Genomic DNA, 17,507 nt, shown 5'->3' on the forward strand with positions numbered 1-17,507 from the left:
TTTCCCCATCAACATATATTATGATAAACTATAATGTTACCTTATAGTCAAGAGGAGATTTTAAAAAATGCAAGAAAAATATTTTACCACTGGAGAATTCGCTAAGATGTGTAATGTTGAAAAACATGTTCTTTTTCACTATGATGACATCGGCCTATTCCGACCGGCAATAATTAAAAAAAATGGTTACCGTTATTACTCTTATCATCAGTATTTTACATTCTCTGTTATATTGAACCTAAAAAAAATTGGAATGTCTTTAAAGGACATAAAAATCTATCTTGAGCATCGCAATCCATCCATGTTTTTAGATTTATTAGAAGAAAAAAGTAAAGAGGTAGCTGAAAAAATAAAATATTTTGAAGATATACAGGAAATGATTGAAAGCATGAAAGCCATGACCACAGAAGGTATAAATAGCCACAATAACATTTACTTAGAATACTTACCTCAGGAGACTATTCTCCCATCGAATAATATGGAGAATTCGACAAATAAAACCTTTGCCAACTATATGCAAGAGTATATTAAATTCTGTCAAGATCTAGGAATTGCAGTTCAGGAATCTGTCGGTGGCATCATATCAGTTAAAAACTTGAGAAAGAATAAATCCACAAATCTTTCTTATCTGTATATCAAAACAAAATCCTTTCTACCGGGTAAAACAGTAATTCGAAAACCAGGAATCTATCTATGTGGATACTTTGAAGGTACATACGATGACTTATGCCATGCTTATGAGAAAATGCTAAATTATGCGGATGAGAATGGAATTTCTTTAGGAGATTACTCTTTTGAGGAGTATCTAATTTCTGATATTTCCCAAAAAGAACAAAAACATTATATTACAAAACTGATGATAGAAACTTTAGAAAATGACTTAACATAGTATAGGCATCTGCCATATGTTAAGTCATTTATTTATATACCTTTTCATCAAAGTTAAGCCCTATATCATCTATATCTTTTATAGTTATCTTGCTTAAGATTATAACACTATTATCTTTCTTAAGGCCAATGATATCAACAGCTTCAAAGGAAGCCTGCGTTATTTGTGGTACATTTCACCATAACGGGTATAACATATACTTTTCCTATCTTTTATACGCTACTTATTTTTTAAAGTATCCTTTTTGGTACTATAATACTAAAAAGTACGTACTTGCAATAGTAATACTTGTATTCTAGAATAATATCATAATACAAAAATAGTATAAAAGTAAAGCGAGGTATAAAAATGAAAGTATTACTTATTAATGGAAGTCCTAAGGTTAAAGGATGTACCTATACTGCCTTATGCGAAGTAGCAAAGGAACTGGAAAAAGAAAATATTGAAACAGAAATTTTCCATATTGGAAACAAGCCTATTCGCGGTTGCATGGCTTGCGGAGGTTGTTCTAGAAATGAGGCTAGCAAGTGCGTATTTGACGATGATACTGTAAATATAGCCCTTGAAAAAGCTAAAGAAGCCGATGGTTTTATCTTTGGTTCCCCTGTACATTATGCCGCTTCCTCTGGCCAAATAACATCTTTTTTAGATAGATTCTTTTATGCAGGAAATAGCTTTCAGTATAAACCTGGTGCCGCTATTGTAAGCTGTCGCCGTGGTGGTTCAACTGCAGCCTTTGATCAGTTAAATAAATATTTTACTATTTCAAACATGCCTATTGTATCTTCTCAATATTGGAATATGGTTCATGGAAATACTCCTGAAGAAGTAAAACAGGATTTAGAAGGAATGCAAACAATGAGAGTATTAGGTAAAAATATGGCCTGGCTTTTGAAAAATATAAATGCTGGTAAAGAAGCAGGAGTTGCACTCCCAGAAAAAGAACCAAGAGCATGGACCAATTTTATACGTTAATCTTAGAAGAGGATGTCTCAAAATAGCCTTAATTTTAATATATTTATGGTTTTAGAATTAAGGCTATTTTTATTTTGAGACACCCTCTTCTAATTTAAAAATCCCTTCATCACTTGTGGTTATATATACATTGCTATAAAAAATCTATGATATTTATGGCATTATTTGCCGTAACAGATATAACATAAACTTTTTCTAAGTTATACATTATGTATATTATATAAATAGAGGCTTACACTCTTTTAGGTAAGCCTCTTATATACTTTATTAAATATTCAGCATTTAAAAATATAGTTCAACAGTGAAATAGAAAAAATAGTATAAATTATTATATACTATCCCTTCTAATAATATATCAATAATTATATATTGAAAAGTTTTTAATTCAACATCGTCTTTAATAAAGCCTATCAATTTTACATATATTTCTTCAAGCATTTTGTATTTGGGTGACTATTAAATTTCCTCTTATCCATTTTTTAGTCACATTCAGTTGCAGGCGGTATACTTTGTGGGAATCTAAATATATTCTCAGAATCGTATTTGCCCTTAACTTGGGTCAGTAGATTAAAATTTCTACCATAGTAAGCCCTTGTCCAATATGAAAATAAGTTAATAATTACTCGCATAGTCATCACGAGTGCCTAGCCCTCCATTTATTGTTACCATACCCGTGAAACAAGCATCGCCGTTATTATATATTTTTTCCTTCCAATTTAAGCCTAAGTTTCTATTAAGTAATCTATTTAAATCCTAATTTCTTTCTTATACTTTATATAGTATAATTCACGATTTTAAAATAGCTTAATTATTAAAATTAGCTATTATTTATCATAAATAGAAAAAGAATTTAAATAATTTATTTTTTGTAATCAGTATACCTTTATATAAAAATATACTCTTTATATAAAGTTTTGAGAAATAATTGCAATAACAAGAAAAAATTGGTATACTAACAATAAATAGCAGAAAATTCCAAAAACGGAGGTGAAAAAAGTGAAGAAGAAAAGAATTTTTTTAATCATATTTTGTCTAATTATAATTACATCTACAGTTTTAATTTATAATCACAATAAAACTAAAGTTACCCCTACTGAGGCAAATATACAAAAAGTTCAGTCTGAAAAAAATTCATCTCAAAACAATGTAAGAAATAATAAAAATTCTAAAAATAATTCTGGTAATAAGGAAGTCCTTGAAGAAGAGGGAAAAAATGATGATTCAGAATCTAAGGAGACTGAAACACCTACTATTATTAAAAACAATAATTCAAAAAACTTAGACCATGTAAAAAATTTAGATAAAATATCCTCATTAGAAATTGTTGATAGTTCTATAGAAAAAATAGATAAATTAAAAGGAAAAGATAATATTAAAACTTTAAAAATAGTTCACTGCAATGTAAAGGATTTAGAGGTTGTATCTACATTAAAAAATCTTGAGAATTTAGAAATTGTAGATTGTAAATTAAGTAATGTATCCATAGTTAAAGATTTAAAAAGATTAAAAAGATTAGATATTAGCAATAATGAAATAAGTAGTTTAAATGGATTAGAAAATCTAACAAATTTAAAAGAACTTTATATGGCAAACAATAATATAGCAAATTTAAAACCAATTCATAACTTACTTAAACTAACCAATTTAGATATTAGTGATAATAAAATTACTAGCATCAAAGAATTAAAAAATATGAAATCCATTAAAGAACTCAATATATGCAACAATAATATATCTAATTTAGAAGGAATAGAAAATATGAGCAAAATTACAGGTCTTTGGGTTAGTAATAATAAACTAAATAATATTTCTATACTTTCAGATAAAAATGAAATAGTAAATTTAGCACTAGATAATAATAAAATATCAGACATATCAACTATAACTAATTTTAAAAAATTGAAATCTCTGAAACTAGATAAAAATAATATATCAAGTTATAAACCATTAAAAGATATATATAAAAATCTAGTTGACCCAGATTTTTCAATATAAAATAAAAAAGGGGGAAAAATAATGAAAAAAAATCTTTTACCCAAATTAGTTTTACCAATCTTAGTTGCATCGTCTACTATTATAGGAGCAAATAATACCAAAGTCAGTGCTGCACCTATAAAGGATGCAGAAATAAAATTAACTCAACCTGATGGACAAGTTATTCAATGTTACGCATCAGGAGATGAATTCTACAACTATTTTCATGATTCAAACGGAAGAGCTATCCTTAAAGATGAAAAAACAGGTTATTATGTCTATGGAAAATATGTGAAAGATGAGGTACAACCATCCAGAGAAAGAGTAACAGAGGCTAATATTGAAAATTTAAAACAAATTGATTCTGATAGTAGAGTTAATATGAAAGATGTTAAACTTCCAAAAGATAAAATACAAGAACGAAGAAAATTACTCAATGCAGACAAACCAGCTCAAAGGACAACAAATACTGGGAAACTTAATAATATAGTTATTTTTATAAAATTTAGTGATCAAGATGAATTTAAAACAAGTTTGTCCAAATACGATAATGAATTTAATTCAAAAGACCAAGTATCTGTAAATAATTATTTTAAAGAAATATCCTATGACAAACTAGATATTAATACAACTTTTTACCCTAAACCTAATGGAAATACTATTTTAAGTTATACTGACAGTCATCCAAGAAGCTATTATACTAATGTTCCAGAAAACCAAAGAGCAGCAAAAGAACAAACTTTGCTAAAAAATGCTGTAGAATCTGTTAGAAATCAAATTCCAAGTGATTTAAATGTAGACTCAGATAATGATGGTAAAGTTGATAATGTATGCTTTATTATAAAAGGAGCAACAACTGAATGGTCATCACTTTTATGGCCACATAAATGGAATATGTTCTACGATGTAAGAATAAATAATAAAAGAATAGATACTTATAATTTCCAATTAGAAGATCATTTAAATACTCAGGGTGTTGGAGTTTTAAGCCATGAAATGTTCCATACATTAGGCGCACCAGATCTTTATCATTATCACCAAGAGAGTAGATGCACTAACGATCCTGTAGGGCCATGGGATATAATGGCTTCAACTTCTCATACCCCTCAATCAACAGGCGCTTACATGAAAATGAACTATGGAAAATGGATTGATGATATAAAAGAAATAAATAAACCAGGCAAATATTCAATAAACAAGATAGGTAATGAAGCTAATAATAGTTATATAATAAAATCACCAAATTCAGATAAAGAATATTTCGTAGTAGAATACAGAAAAAGAGAAGGAAAATATGATTCAAATTTACATGGAGAAGGATTATTAGTTTATAGAATTAATACAGCCTTTGCAGGCAAGGGTAATATGGATGGTGCTGATATTGGTGGTACAGGTATCGGTGGTGATGAAGTATATTTATATAGACCAAATGGAAGTTTAAATAATATTGGAGATCTTATTAAAGCTCCTTTAGGCTATAATAGATCAAGCATAGATTCAAAAGAATTATTCTTATCAGATGGAAGAGATAGTGGAATAAGTTTAAAAAATATTAGTACATTGGGGGATACTGCTAATTTTGATGTTGTTATAAATGGACAAACTGGTAATGGCGAAACTGGAGATGAAAAATTACCACTTAAATATAATGTAAACTTTAACGATACTAAAACATTATCAAAAGCTGAAGATATAAGCGGTGAATGTGTATATGGAAAGAAAATTAATAATATAGAATTATATTTAAATGGCTCTAAATATATGGATGCTGAACGTGGTAGACTAAATGATCCTGAAAATAAATATAAAGGTTATGACTTATCTAAAGCTGCCTTTAAATTTTCAGTAGACTTTTCAAAATTCTCTGATGGAGATTATCCATACGAAATAAGAGTAACTACTGAAGATGGACAAAAAATTTCAATTAAACAAGGTTATTTAAAGGTAAAAAAACAAACTGGCGGTACAGAAGATAAGGATATTAAGGAATGGAAACCTGGTACAAGCTATAAAGCTGGCGATATAGTAACTTATAATAATTATAAATATAAATGCCTTCAAGCTCATAATGCCATAGTTACTTGGGAGCCATCAAAAACACCAGCTCTTTGGGCAAGAATTTATTAAATATAAACTTATAATTAATCACACTGCTCTAAGATAAAAACACCAATTAATTGTTTTAAAGAATATAAATAAAAAACTTATTTATCACTATAATTTAAGACATATAGAAAGAAAGCAGTGCTAAGTATATTATAACTTGGCACTGCTCTATTTATCCAAAGGCTTATCCCCTTTAAGACTCACATCTCATTAAAAGCCTGTTTTCAGTCATTATCTAGTGCTTAAGGATGGTTTTACCAATGTATTAGTTAAGCAAATAATAACGTCGCCTTTCTTTAATGATAGCATTCTAAAATAATTTCATCAACGACACATAATATCCCGGCTCTGCCAGTATTCCTTCCCCTCCAGGGTAATTCTGCTACCGCCTCTTCCTTTTCCGATTTTTACAAAACCTTTTTTCTCCATATCCTTTAAAATATCTCGAATCTCCTTTTGGGACAATAGAAGATACTGCTTCTTCGCCTTCAACAGCAACTTATCCCTTCCGATAAATTCATTCCTCTCTGCTGCCATATAAAGCTGTTCCAGAACAAACCAGAAGGGCGAAACCACCTCCTGCAGTCTCTCCTTCTTCTCCACACTCACCGGTCTGGATGTCCGGTCATGGAAAATAGTAGGGGGTAAATCATCCATATCAATCACCTGTTTCCCGGTATAAACAAAATATTCCACTGTGTTATGCAGTTCCCGGATATTTCCCGGCCAGGAATACTGACGCAGAAAGTCTTTCACTTCCTCCGATAACTTAAAGTCACCCCGGAGCTCCTCTTTAAAATGCTCCATCAAAAGAAAGACATCCTCTCCCCGTTCCTGTAACAGCGGTACTACAACCGTCAAAGTATTCAGACGATAATACAGATCCTTTCGGAAGCTTCCTTCCTCCACCTTCTGCTCCAAAGATTCATTGGTTGCTGCAACAATTCTAACATCAACGCTTACGATTCTGCTGCCACCTACACGCATGACTTCGCCTTCCTGCAGAACTCTCAGAAGCTTTACCTGCATAGCCTGGCTCATACCTTCTACTTCATCGAGGAATAAGGTACCACCATGGGCAAATTCAAACAGTCCAGGGCGTCCGCCTTTCTTCGCCCCGGTAAATGCACCCTCTTCATAGCCAAAAAGCTCGCTTTCCAGAAGATTTTCCGGCATGGCTGCCACATTAATGGCAATAAAAGGACCTTTACTTCGCTTAGATGCACAATGCACCGCATGAGCCAGCAGTTCTTTTCCCGTTCCTGTTTCACCTACAATTAAAACCGGACTTTCGGTAGCCGCCATCCGTTTCAAAATCCCCTTTGTCTGGCAGATACAATCTGACTCTCCGATTACATCATTAAAGGTGTACTTTGCACAATAACCCTTTTTTAGAAGCTGGCTTCTTAGCTCATTCTGTTTGGATTCCAGCTCACTAAATTCCTGCAGGGTAGCAAATGCACCAATGCATTTCTTCTGCCGCAGAACCGGTATAACTTCAATACTTACGTTTACGCCACCCAGCTTAATCACTTTAGGCGGAATTTCTTTCTTATCCTTCAAGGCGCTGTAAAAGGGAATATAGGGAAATACTTTTTCCCCGCACCTGCCAATGACAAGATTTTCCGCAATTTTTGCAATCTGGCAGGCTTTCTTATTGCATGCAAAAATCTCCCCCTTTTCATTAACGCCTACCAGTCCCTCATCCAATATTTCCATCAAAATATGAAATTGGCTTTCCAGTCTTCTAGAACGGGCATATATCTGATTAAAGCTGTAATTATTCGTTGCCATCGCTTGGAAATAATTTTGGAATTTTTTCGTCTCTAACAACTGTTCAAGTCCCATACGCAAGGCAATCTCAATCATCATTCCCGAGGTACAGGAACGGTGTCCGATATTTAAAACTTTATTTACACTCTGAGGTACATATCTCTCCTCCTCCGGCGTTACAGCCATATCCACCGGCTCTTCCAAAACAGCACCTGGATAAAATGGAATAAAACGAATATGGTTTACTCCCAGCTGTTGCAGCTGTGCAATAGCCTCTCGAGCCATGGTATCTGTCATATTTACAAAAAGAGCTCGGGTTCCCTTTGGTATCATACTAAGATTTTGCAACGTACTCCACCGGTAGGAAACTTCAATTCCCATGGTAAGGCTGTCTATAGGAACATGACGGGCCACCTCTTCTGCTGAACCATATGCATCTGTTGAAATCACAAATAAATCTGCCTTTGGCAACGTTCCCACGGCAGACCCGTCACTCACATTGTAGGATGCTATCTCCACATATTCCCCAAACAGCTCATTGATTTCTTTTGCATAAAACTCTCCGGCTCTGGCATCCAAAGCCACTACAGACATCGTTTTTTTCATGATCCCTTCATGATTCCTCCATAATTTTCTCATATTACCTACATCTATTATAGCTTAAAGAATAAGTGAATGCAATTTTGTATAAATGTCAAGATTAGATTAGAATGTAACTTTTTGATCATTTAAGAATGTAGTTTTGTACTCATACCCCATGTCAATAAACTGTAAAAATAATTTAGAATTATAATTACCTCCAATTTAAATATTGGTAATTATACTATACACATACCTAATTAGTACATTCTTAAATGATCATTTTTTTACATTCCTATAGTATAATTTATACCATTCTCCTTATATGACAAAAGGATGCTGCAAACGTTTTTATACAGCATCCTTTTTCTTCCCCTCTGTCAGGTATCTGTATCAGGCCTGATATGTCTTCCAGGTCTTTTTCTTAACCCTCCAGAGCCTTTTTGATATCCATGGTGATTTCATTATTTTCTAAAACGAAACATGGAATTCCTAGGCTTTCTGTTCCTCTGATTTCTTCGTAAAGAGCATTAGTATCTCTTAGTTTTAAATATTCCTTTAAATCTGCATGACAAGACAGAATATCCTTAAAATCAATATCTGCTTCAACAGCAGAAAGCTTGTTTAATGCAGCTAAGGTATCTGGGCAAAGATGGCTTCCAATTACAGTAATTTTCATATTATTTCCTCCTTATTTTACAGCAATTGCTTCAATTTCACATAATACACCCTTCGGAAGGGTCTTTACTGCTATACAACTGCGGGCCGGCTTTGATACGAAATATTTTGCATAAACCTCATTAAAATCTGCAAAATCCCCCATATCCGCTAAAAAGCAGGTGGTTTTAAATACTTTTTCAAATCCGGTGCCTGCCGCTTCCAGAATGGCACCCACATTTTCGCAACTTTGTTTTGCTTGTTCTGAAATTTCCTTCCCTATTTCTCCATTTTCCGGATTAACCGGTATCTGGCCGGAAGTATAAACAATACCGTTTACTTCATATCCCTGAGAGTATGGTCCAATAGCTCCTGGGGCTTTTATTGTTTCAATAATTTTCATATGTTCTTCTTCCTTTCTTTTTATATATTCTAGGACTTTTTTAGTCCTCCATAACCTTTTTGATATCCATGGTCAGTTCATTATTTTCTAAAACAAAACATGGAATTCCTAGGCTTTCTGTTCCTTTGATTTCTTCGTAAAGAGCATTAGTATCTCTTAGTTTTAAATATTCCTTTAAATCTGCATGGCAGGACAGTATATCCTTAAAATCAATATCTGCTCCAACAGCAGAAAGCTTATTTAATGCAGCTAAGGTATCTGGGCAAAGATGACTTCCAATTACAGTAATTTTCATGTATTCATCTTCCTTTCTTTTTATTTTTTTCTTTTTCTCTCTCTTTAACAGCTAATTTCTATTTTATTTTTCTCTCCCTTTTTATTTTTCTCTCCCTTTAACAGCCAATCCTTGCCTTCCACAAAACGTGCAATAATCATGGAAGCAATAGTATCACCTGACGAATTTAGGCAGGTAGCTGCTGGGTCCACCAAAAATCCGATGGTGGCGATTAATGGGAACGCTTCACCTGGAAAACCAAAGAAACTGACAATCAGCATTTCTCCTACCAGACCGCCACCTGGAGCACCAGATAATACAAATGCACTTAAAATTGATACCAGGACAGCCATAGCATAGGTTCCTATCCCTGTAAACGGCATTTTGAACACACCGAACAGAAAAGCGATCTTTGTTATGGACGAAATTACGGAACCGTCCATATGCATGGTAGCTCCCATAGGGAGAACGATGTTAGAGATATCCTCCGGTACTCCGATATTTTTACAGGCTTTCATATTAACGGGCAAGGTAGCCACAGAGCTTTGTGTGGCAAATGAAGTAACTGCAGGATCCAAAATATTCTGCAGCATTTTCCTTACTCCCAGCCTTCCTCCAGCAAAATATGTATAAGCCGGGTAGAAAACCATCCCATAAACAAGACACATCGGATAATAAATCAGCATCGTACGTCCATAATCCCCAATCAGCTGAGGACCAAATTTACCAATCAGATTTGCAAAATAAGCGCCCAATCCAATAGGAGCTAACTTCATAATCATTTCCACAATCCGCATAATAACCCTATTCAGGTTTTCTAATAACTTACCTACAGCACTTTCTTCCCCACCGCAGGCAGATACAGCCAAACCGGAAATGATGGCAAATACAATAATCGGCAACATGTTTTTACGACTCATAAGACCAGAAAAATCGTCAACCGTCAAAGAGCCTACAATCATAGAGCTGATACTTGCACTCTCCTGCACCTTTGCGCTTTCCATTGCAATTGCAGTATTCGCTGCCGGCGACCAGATATTGACAACTACCAGAACCAGCACTGCCGCGAAACATCCGGTTACCACAAAGGTCAGCATCAGACTTCCCAAGATTTTACCCAAACGTTTCATATTCAGCATACTGCCTACAGCAGTTGCTATTGAAACAAATACCATGGGAACTACAATAGTAAACATTAAATTAATAAAAATATTTCCTAAAGGCTCAAATACTGTTGCCTTTTCCCCCAAAACAACACCCAATATAGCTCCCGTAATAATCCCCCCAAGCAAAATGAGTGGAGATCGATAACTCTCCCATATTTTCTTCTTCCCCATATTTTCTCCTTTCCAGCATTTCATAAAAACCCTAGCTTTTGTATTTTATAATTTATCCATTGCTTCTTTTAACTGTTTCAATGCCTGTTCCAGTACAGAGCGCGGGCATGCTGCATTAAGTCTCATGTATCCGGAAAGACTGCGTCCAAAACTGCATCCTTCATTTAAGCCTAAACCAGCTTTATGAATCATGAAGTCACGGAGCTCTTCATTGCTCATGCCTAATTCTCGGCAGTCCAGCCAGACCAGATATGTAGCATCTGGAACATTAGGCTTGATTTTTGGAATGTTTTCATCAAAATATTTCTTAATAAAATCAAAGTTTTCTGAGATGTAAGCAAGCAACTGTGTTAGCCACTCTTCGCCTTCATTGTAAGCTGCTTCCATGGCTACTGAGCTAAAAGCATTATTTCTTTGAATATCCATATTCTTCCAAAAATCGTCGAACTTCTGTTTCATCTGCTCATTTGGAAAGATAGTCGTAGAAGCCTGAAGACCTGCTAGGTTGAAAGTTTTAGTTGCAGATACACAGGTAATAATTTTTTTTGCAATTTCTTTGGAAAGTGTTGCTGTAGGCGTATGCTTCTTTCCATGGAAAATTAAATCTGAGTGTATTTCATCTGACACTAGAAGCACATCATTTGCAATACAGATTTCCACCATGCGTTTTAATTCCTCCGGCTCCCATACAATGCCAAGGGGATTGTGGGGATTACACAGAAGAAAAATCTTACACTCTTTTGCTTTTTTTTCAAACTCCTCAAAATCAACATGCCATTTTTCATTTTTTTCTATAAGCTGATTTTCTACCACTACTCGTCCCCAAGCTTCTGTGACATCATAAAACTCTGAATAAACCGGAGTCTGAATCAAAATTTTGTCGCCAGTGTGGCTGAAAACTTTAACAATAGCCGATAATGCAGGAACAACTCCTAAGCTCCAGCTCATCAGGGATACATCAACATCCCATTGATTCCGCTTTTTTTCCCATTCCTGTACAGCCTTAAAATAACTGTCTGGCCTGGAAGTATAACCCCAGAGGCCCTCCTCGGCTTTTCTTTTGCAAGCATCGATGATTGGTTGAGCAATTCTGAAATCCATATCCGCAATCCACAAAGGAATTACTTCATTGGTACCGAATTTTTTCACACGTTCATCATACTTTGCAGCACGATTATTGCTACGGTCAATGATTTCATCAAAATCATATTTCATAATAAATCTTCCTTTCCTTACTGTCCTCGTTGTTTACAGTTGATACTAATATGATGAGCAAAAACCATGCCAAAAAATTTTTTTGCATTTTTAAACAAATTTTATATTTTTTCACCTTCTCAGCTTATCTTAATTGGTCTATTTGGTCATATATATGGTTAATATGTTTTATATGACCATTTTAACCATATTCTGTGATTATTTTACCTTTCTTTCCGATTCTAATCCCCTTCTTTTTCTCTTATTTAAAAATTGGCATATTTTTTGCTCTATATAAAAAGTAAAAAACAAAGCCTGAAAGGAGATTTTTCTAATGCTAACAAAAGAAAATTTATTAACCTTATTAAAGCAGGAGGTTGTTCCTGCCCTCGGATGTACCGAACCTGTCTGTGTAGCCCTGGCTACGGCAGACGCCTATCATGCCATAGGAGGCGGAATTGTTTCTATTAAAATAGAAGTAAATCCTGGAATCTATAAAAACGGAATGTCTGTAGGTATCCCCGGCTTCGACCGCGTAGGCCTTAAATATGCAGCCTCACTAGGAGCAGTCATGGGAAATCCTGAGAAGAAGCTAGAGCTTTTAGAGGACATCACACCAGAGTTAAGCCAAAGAGCCATAAAAATTGTAGAAAACAGCCAGGTTGTAGTAGTAATTAATCATGAAGAAGCTCAGTTATACGTACGGGCGGAAATCATCACCACTGCCGGAATCGGCATCAGCGAAATCCGTGGCACCCATTCCAATATAATTTTTACTAAACGAAATAATGATATGCTTCTGCAGAAGGAATACTCTGCCGACTCTGACGATTCCCTTCATCAGCAGCTGAAGCTTATGAGCATAGCTGAAATTCGTAAGTTGATTGACGAGTGCAAGGAAGAAGAGCTTTCCTTCCTATTAGACGGCGTTGATATGAATGAAAGGCTAGCGGACTATGGTCTGGATCATTCTCTTGGAATCGGCATCGCTTCTGCCCTACAGGAAAAAATGACCACAGATATTATGGGAGATAATTTATTCAGTCGAACTATGCTCCGCGTTGCTAGTAGCGCTGAAGGTCGTATGAGCGGCTGTCCCTACGCCGTCATGAGCAGTGCCGGTAGCGGCAATCACGGAATCACAGCTATTCTGCCCGTAACCGAAATGGCCCGTTACTTAAATTCCTCTAGAGAGCAGCTGGTAAAAGCACTGGCATTTTCACACACTCTGAACGTCTATATCAAGCTTTTTACAGGCAAGCTGTCTGCCACCTGTGGCTGCGGCGTATCCGCTGCTACAGCAGCATCAGCAGCTATGGTATGGCTGATGGGGGGAAATGACCACCAGATTGCCAATGCCATTATCAACATGAGTGGAAATTTAACTGGTATGATTTGTGACGGCGGAAAAATCGGCTGTGCCTTAAAGTTGGCTACCGCAACAAATGCAGCATTAATGTGCGCTTATCTGGCTATGTCTGACGTAGCGCTGCAGCCATCAGATGGAATCTGCGATGTAACAGCGGAACAAGTTATCCGAAACATGGGACAAGTCAGCAATCCTGGCATGGTTGAAACAGACCGAACCATTCTATCTATCATGATAGATAAAGACCAAAGATAGTAAACTGTACACTGTAAGATAAACACAGAAAAGAGGCTGTGTTAACTTACAGGGTACTTTTTTCCTTTCAATTTAATTAAGCCTAAATTTTTATTAAGTAATCTATCAAATTTTAATTACAAGGATAATCTTTCTTATACTTTATATAGCATAATCTACGATTCTAAAATAGCTTGATCATTAAAATTATCTATTATTTATCATAAATAGAAAAAGAATTTAAATAATTTATTTTTTATAATTAATATAAATTTATATAAAATTATACTTTTTATGTAAAGCTTCAAACAATAATTGCGATAATAAACAGAAAAAGTAAAATTTGAAAAAAAGGGGGTGAAAAAAGTGAAAAAGAGAAAGATTTCTATAATAATAGTTTGTCTAATTATAATTACATCTATAATTTTAATTTACAATCACAATAAAGCTAATAAAAATGACACTGAGACCAATATACAAAAAGTTCAGTCTGAAAAAAATTCATCTAGGAGCAATGTAAAGAATAACAATTCTAAAAATAATTCTAAGAATAAAAAAGAAACCTCTAAAAATGGAGAAAATGAGGATTCAAAAATCAATGAAGATGAGATGTCTAGTGTTATTAAAAATAATAATGCAAAAAACTTAGATGATGTAAAAAATTTAGATAAAATATCCTCATTAGAAATTATTGATAGTGATATAGAACATATAGATAAATTAAAAGGGAAAGAAAATATTAAAGCTTTAAAAATAGTCCACTGTAATATAAAAGATTTAGAAATTATATCTACATTAAAAAACCTTGAGAATTTAGAAATTATAGATTGCAAATTAAATGATGTATCAATAGTTAAAAACTTAAAACAATTAAAAAGATTAGATATTAGCAATAATCAAATAAATAACTTAGAAGGAATAGGAAACTTAACAAATTTAAAAGAGCTTTATATGTCAAACAACAATATAACAAATATAAAACCAATGTGCAGTTTACTTAAATTAACTAATTTGGATATTAGTGATAATAGAGTTAATACAATTAAAGAATTAAAAAATATGAAATCTATTAAAGAACTTAATATCTGTAATAACAATATATCTGATCTAGAAGGGATAAAAAATATGGAACAACTTATAGGTCTTTGGGCCAGTAACAATAAAATAAGTAATGTTTCTATACTCTCAAATAAAAATGAAATAGTGAACTTAGCATTAGATAACAACAAAATATCAGATATATCAGTTATAAGTAATTTTAAAAAATTGAAATCTCTAAAACTAGATAAAAATAATATATCCAATTATAAACCAGTAAAAGATATATATATAAATCTAGTTGAACCAGATTTCTCAATATAAAATAAAAAGGGGGAAAAACAATGAAAAAAAATCTTTTACCAAAACTGGTCTTACCAATTTTAGTTGCTTCATCTACTATTATAGGAGCAAATCAAACCAAGGTTAGTGCTGCGCCTATAAAGGATGCAGAAGTAAAATTAACTCAACCTGATGGACAAGTTATTCAATGTTACGCCTCAGGAGATGAATTTTATAACTATTTACACGATTCAAATGGAAGAGCTATAGTTAAGGATGAAAAAACGGGCTATTATGTTTATGGAAAATATGTAAAAAGTAAAGTACAACCATCTAGAGAAAGAGTAACAAAGAGCAATATTGAAACTTTAAAACAAATTGATTCTGATAGCAAAGTTAACATGAAAGATGTTAAAGCTCCAAAGGATGAGATTGAAAAACAAAGAGAATTGCTCAATGCAAACAATCCAATGCAAAGAACAAAAAATATTGGACAACTTAATAATATAGTTATTTTTATAAAATTTAGCGATCAAGATGAAATAACAAGAGATTTTTCTATCTATGATAGGCAATTTAATTCAAAAAATCAGGCATCTTTAAATAATTATTACAAAGAAGTATCATATAACAAACTAGATGTTAATACAACTTTTTATCCTAAACCTAATGGAGATAAAGTTTTAAGTTATACTGACAGTCACCCAAGAAGTTATTATACTAATGTTCCACAAAATGAAAGAGCAGCAAGAGAGCAAACCTTACTTAAAAATGCTGTTGATTCTGTCAAAAGTGAAATTCCAAAGGACTTAAATGTGGACTCAGATAATGATGGCAAAGTTGATAATGTATGCTTTATTATAAAAGGAGCAACAACTGGATGGTCATCACTTTTATGGCCTCATAAATGGAATATGTTCTACCAAGATGTAAGAATAAATGGTAAAAAAATAGATACTTATAATTTCCAATTGGAAGATTTTATAGGTGATAATGGTATTGGAGTTTTAAGCCATGAAATGTTCCATACCTTAGGAGCGCCGGATCTTTATCACTATAATTATGATGGCAAAGTTGCTGTAGGACCATGGGATGTAATGGATCAAACCGCATCTATTCCTCAATCCATGGGGGCATACATGAAAATGAATTACGGTAAGTGGCTTAATAACATAAATGAAATAAATAAACCAGGAAAATATTCAATAGGTAAAATAGGTAATGAAGCTAATAACAGTTATATTATAAAGTCACCAAATTCAAACAAAGAATATTTTGTAGTAGAATACAGAAAAAATGAAGGACAATATGAATCGAATTTACCTGGAGAAGGGTTATTAGTTTATAGAATTAATACAGCATTTCAAGGTAGAGGTAATTCTAGTGGTAATGATGAAGTATATGTATACAGACCAAATGGAAGTTTAAATAATGTTGGAGATATATCTAAAGCAGCTTTAGCTTATAATAAAACAAGTATAAATTCAAAGGAATTATTCTTATCAGATGGAAGTGATAGCGGAATAAGTTTAGAAAATATTAATGTATCAGGTAACACTGTTAACTTTAATGTTGTTATAAATGGACAAACTGCTGGTGGTGAAACTGTTGATAAAAACTTACCACTTAAGCACCAAGTGAATTTTGATGATACCAAAACATTATCAAACACTGAAAATATAATTGGTGAATGTGTATATGGAAAGAAAATTAATAATATAGAATTATATATAAATGGATATAAATATATGGATGCTGAACGTAGCAAATTAAATGATCCAGGAAATAAATATAAAGGTTATGACTTATCCAAAGCTGCATTCAAATTTTCAATGGACTTTTCAAGATGGTATGAATCTAATTATCCATACGAAATAAAGGTAACTACAGAAGATGGACAAAGGATTTCAATTAAAAAAGGTTATTTAAGAGTAAAAAAACAGGGAAACAGCAAGAAATTACCTTTCAAAGGTAATTTCAACTTAGGAGATAATGAAGCTTTATATGGCGCTAGAACTTTAACCGGTGAATGTGTTTATGGAAAAGAAATTAAAGCAGTTAAATTATATGTCAACGGATACCCATATGTTGATGCAAAAAGATATGCAATAAGAGATTACAAAAATAAATATGCTGGATATGATTTATCAAAAGCAGGATTTAAATTTGATTTATATTTTTCAAATTGGCACAATTATGACTATCCTTACAAAATAGTAGCAATAGACTCTGAAGGAAATGAAATGTTAATTAAAGAAGGTCATTTAAAGGTTAGAAACTAATATTATAAATTAAAATACTTTAAATGATGTGTTAAGTATATGTAAGTAGGTAAATTTGTATAAAAACAAATTTACCTACATTTTTTATAGCATAAGCAAATAAATTTTGAGCAATTATAAATAAGTCTTTGCTATATCTAT

General features: G+C 33.0%; 14 protein-coding genes. 7 read left to right on the top strand and 7 right to left on the bottom strand.

Features of this window, described 5'->3' with window-relative positions; all coding sequences use genetic code 11:
* The first annotated feature begins 67 nt into the window (after window positions 1–67).
* Together ACYUEW_RS05195 and ACYUEW_RS05200 are read left to right on the top strand one after the other, a co-directional pair.
* Window positions 68–889, top strand: a complete 822-nt coding sequence (locus tag ACYUEW_RS05195; protein WP_003485740.1) for a MerR family transcriptional regulator — start codon at window positions 68–70, stop codon at window positions 887–889.
* A 348-nt stretch (window positions 890–1,237) separates the two neighbouring features.
* Complete coding sequence (locus tag ACYUEW_RS05200; RefSeq protein ID WP_003485738.1) at window positions 1,238–1,864, top strand: flavodoxin family protein; 627 nt, start codon at window positions 1,238–1,240, stop codon at window positions 1,862–1,864.
* 479 nt (window positions 1,865–2,343) lie between these two features.
* On the opposite strand, the gene ACYUEW_RS05205 is transcribed toward ACYUEW_RS05200, so the two are convergent.
* Complete coding sequence (locus ACYUEW_RS05205) at window positions 2,344–2,499, bottom strand: BBE domain-containing protein (RefSeq protein WP_021135334.1); 156 nt, start codon at window positions 2,497–2,499, stop codon at window positions 2,344–2,346.
* 361 nt (window positions 2,500–2,860) lie between these two features.
* Between ACYUEW_RS05205 and ACYUEW_RS05210 the strand changes: the two genes are divergently transcribed.
* Together ACYUEW_RS05210 and ACYUEW_RS05215 are read left to right on the top strand one after the other, a co-directional pair.
* On the top strand, window positions 2,861–3,859 hold the full coding sequence (locus ACYUEW_RS05210) for a leucine-rich repeat domain-containing protein (protein WP_265203757.1): 999 nt from the start codon (window positions 2,861–2,863) through the stop codon (window positions 3,857–3,859).
* A gap of 21 nt (window positions 3,860–3,880) precedes the next feature.
* Complete coding sequence (locus tag ACYUEW_RS05215) at window positions 3,881–5,965, top strand: M6 family metalloprotease domain-containing protein (RefSeq protein WP_460276343.1); 2,085 nt, start codon at window positions 3,881–3,883, stop codon at window positions 5,963–5,965.
* A gap of 303 nt (window positions 5,966–6,268) precedes the next feature.
* Here ACYUEW_RS05215 and ACYUEW_RS05220 read toward each other — a convergent pair whose 3' ends face one another.
* The 6 genes from ACYUEW_RS05220 to ACYUEW_RS05245 form a co-directional block, all read right to left on the bottom strand.
* On the bottom strand, window positions 6,269–8,356 hold the full coding sequence (locus ACYUEW_RS05220) for a sigma-54 interaction domain-containing protein (protein WP_460276344.1): 2,088 nt from the start codon (window positions 8,354–8,356) through the stop codon (window positions 6,269–6,271).
* A gap of 364 nt (window positions 8,357–8,720) precedes the next feature.
* Complete coding sequence (locus ACYUEW_RS05225; RefSeq protein ID WP_003405252.1) at window positions 8,721–8,975, bottom strand: glutaredoxin; 255 nt, start codon at window positions 8,973–8,975, stop codon at window positions 8,721–8,723.
* Window positions 8,976–8,987: 12 nt separating this feature from the next.
* Entirely contained in the window at window positions 8,988–9,356 is a 369-nt protein-coding gene (locus tag ACYUEW_RS05230; protein WP_043031959.1) for a RidA family protein, read from the bottom strand.
* Between the two features lie 40 nt (window positions 9,357–9,396).
* Window positions 9,397–9,651 carry a glutaredoxin gene (locus tag ACYUEW_RS05235; protein WP_003485715.1) on the bottom strand — a complete coding sequence of 85 codons (255 nt, stop codon included), beginning with the start codon at window positions 9,649–9,651 and terminating at the stop codon, window positions 9,397–9,399.
* A gap of 44 nt (window positions 9,652–9,695) precedes the next feature.
* Window positions 9,696–10,991, bottom strand: a complete 1,296-nt coding sequence (locus tag ACYUEW_RS05240) for a dicarboxylate/amino acid:cation symporter (protein WP_080333527.1) — start codon at window positions 10,989–10,991, stop codon at window positions 9,696–9,698.
* Window positions 10,992–11,012: 21 nt separating this feature from the next.
* The gene (locus ACYUEW_RS05245) at window positions 11,013–12,182 is read right to left on the bottom strand and encodes a MalY/PatB family protein (RefSeq protein ID WP_460276345.1); all 1,170 of its coding nucleotides are present in this window, start codon (window positions 12,180–12,182) and stop codon (window positions 11,013–11,015) included.
* A 313-nt stretch (window positions 12,183–12,495) separates the two neighbouring features.
* On the opposite strand from ACYUEW_RS05245, the gene ACYUEW_RS05250 reads away from it, so the two are divergent.
* The 3 genes from ACYUEW_RS05250 to ACYUEW_RS05260 all read left to right on the top strand — a co-directional run bounded on the left by ACYUEW_RS05250 (window position 12,496) and on the right by ACYUEW_RS05260 (window position 17,366).
* Window positions 12,496–13,785 carry an L-cysteine desulfidase family protein gene (locus ACYUEW_RS05250; RefSeq protein WP_460276346.1) on the top strand — a complete coding sequence of 430 codons (1,290 nt, stop codon included), beginning with the start codon at window positions 12,496–12,498 and terminating at the stop codon, window positions 13,783–13,785.
* 345 nt (window positions 13,786–14,130) lie between these two features.
* Complete coding sequence (locus ACYUEW_RS05255; protein WP_265203762.1) at window positions 14,131–15,126, top strand: leucine-rich repeat domain-containing protein; 996 nt, start codon at window positions 14,131–14,133, stop codon at window positions 15,124–15,126.
* Window positions 15,127–15,146: 20 nt separating this feature from the next.
* Window positions 15,147–17,366, top strand: a complete 2,220-nt coding sequence (locus ACYUEW_RS05260) for a M6 family metalloprotease domain-containing protein (RefSeq protein ID WP_460276347.1) — start codon at window positions 15,147–15,149, stop codon at window positions 17,364–17,366.
* The last annotated feature ends 141 nt before the right edge of the window (window positions 17,367–17,507 follow it).

The sequence above is a fragment of the Clostridium sp. CTA-1 genome (genome assembly GCF_054768215.1).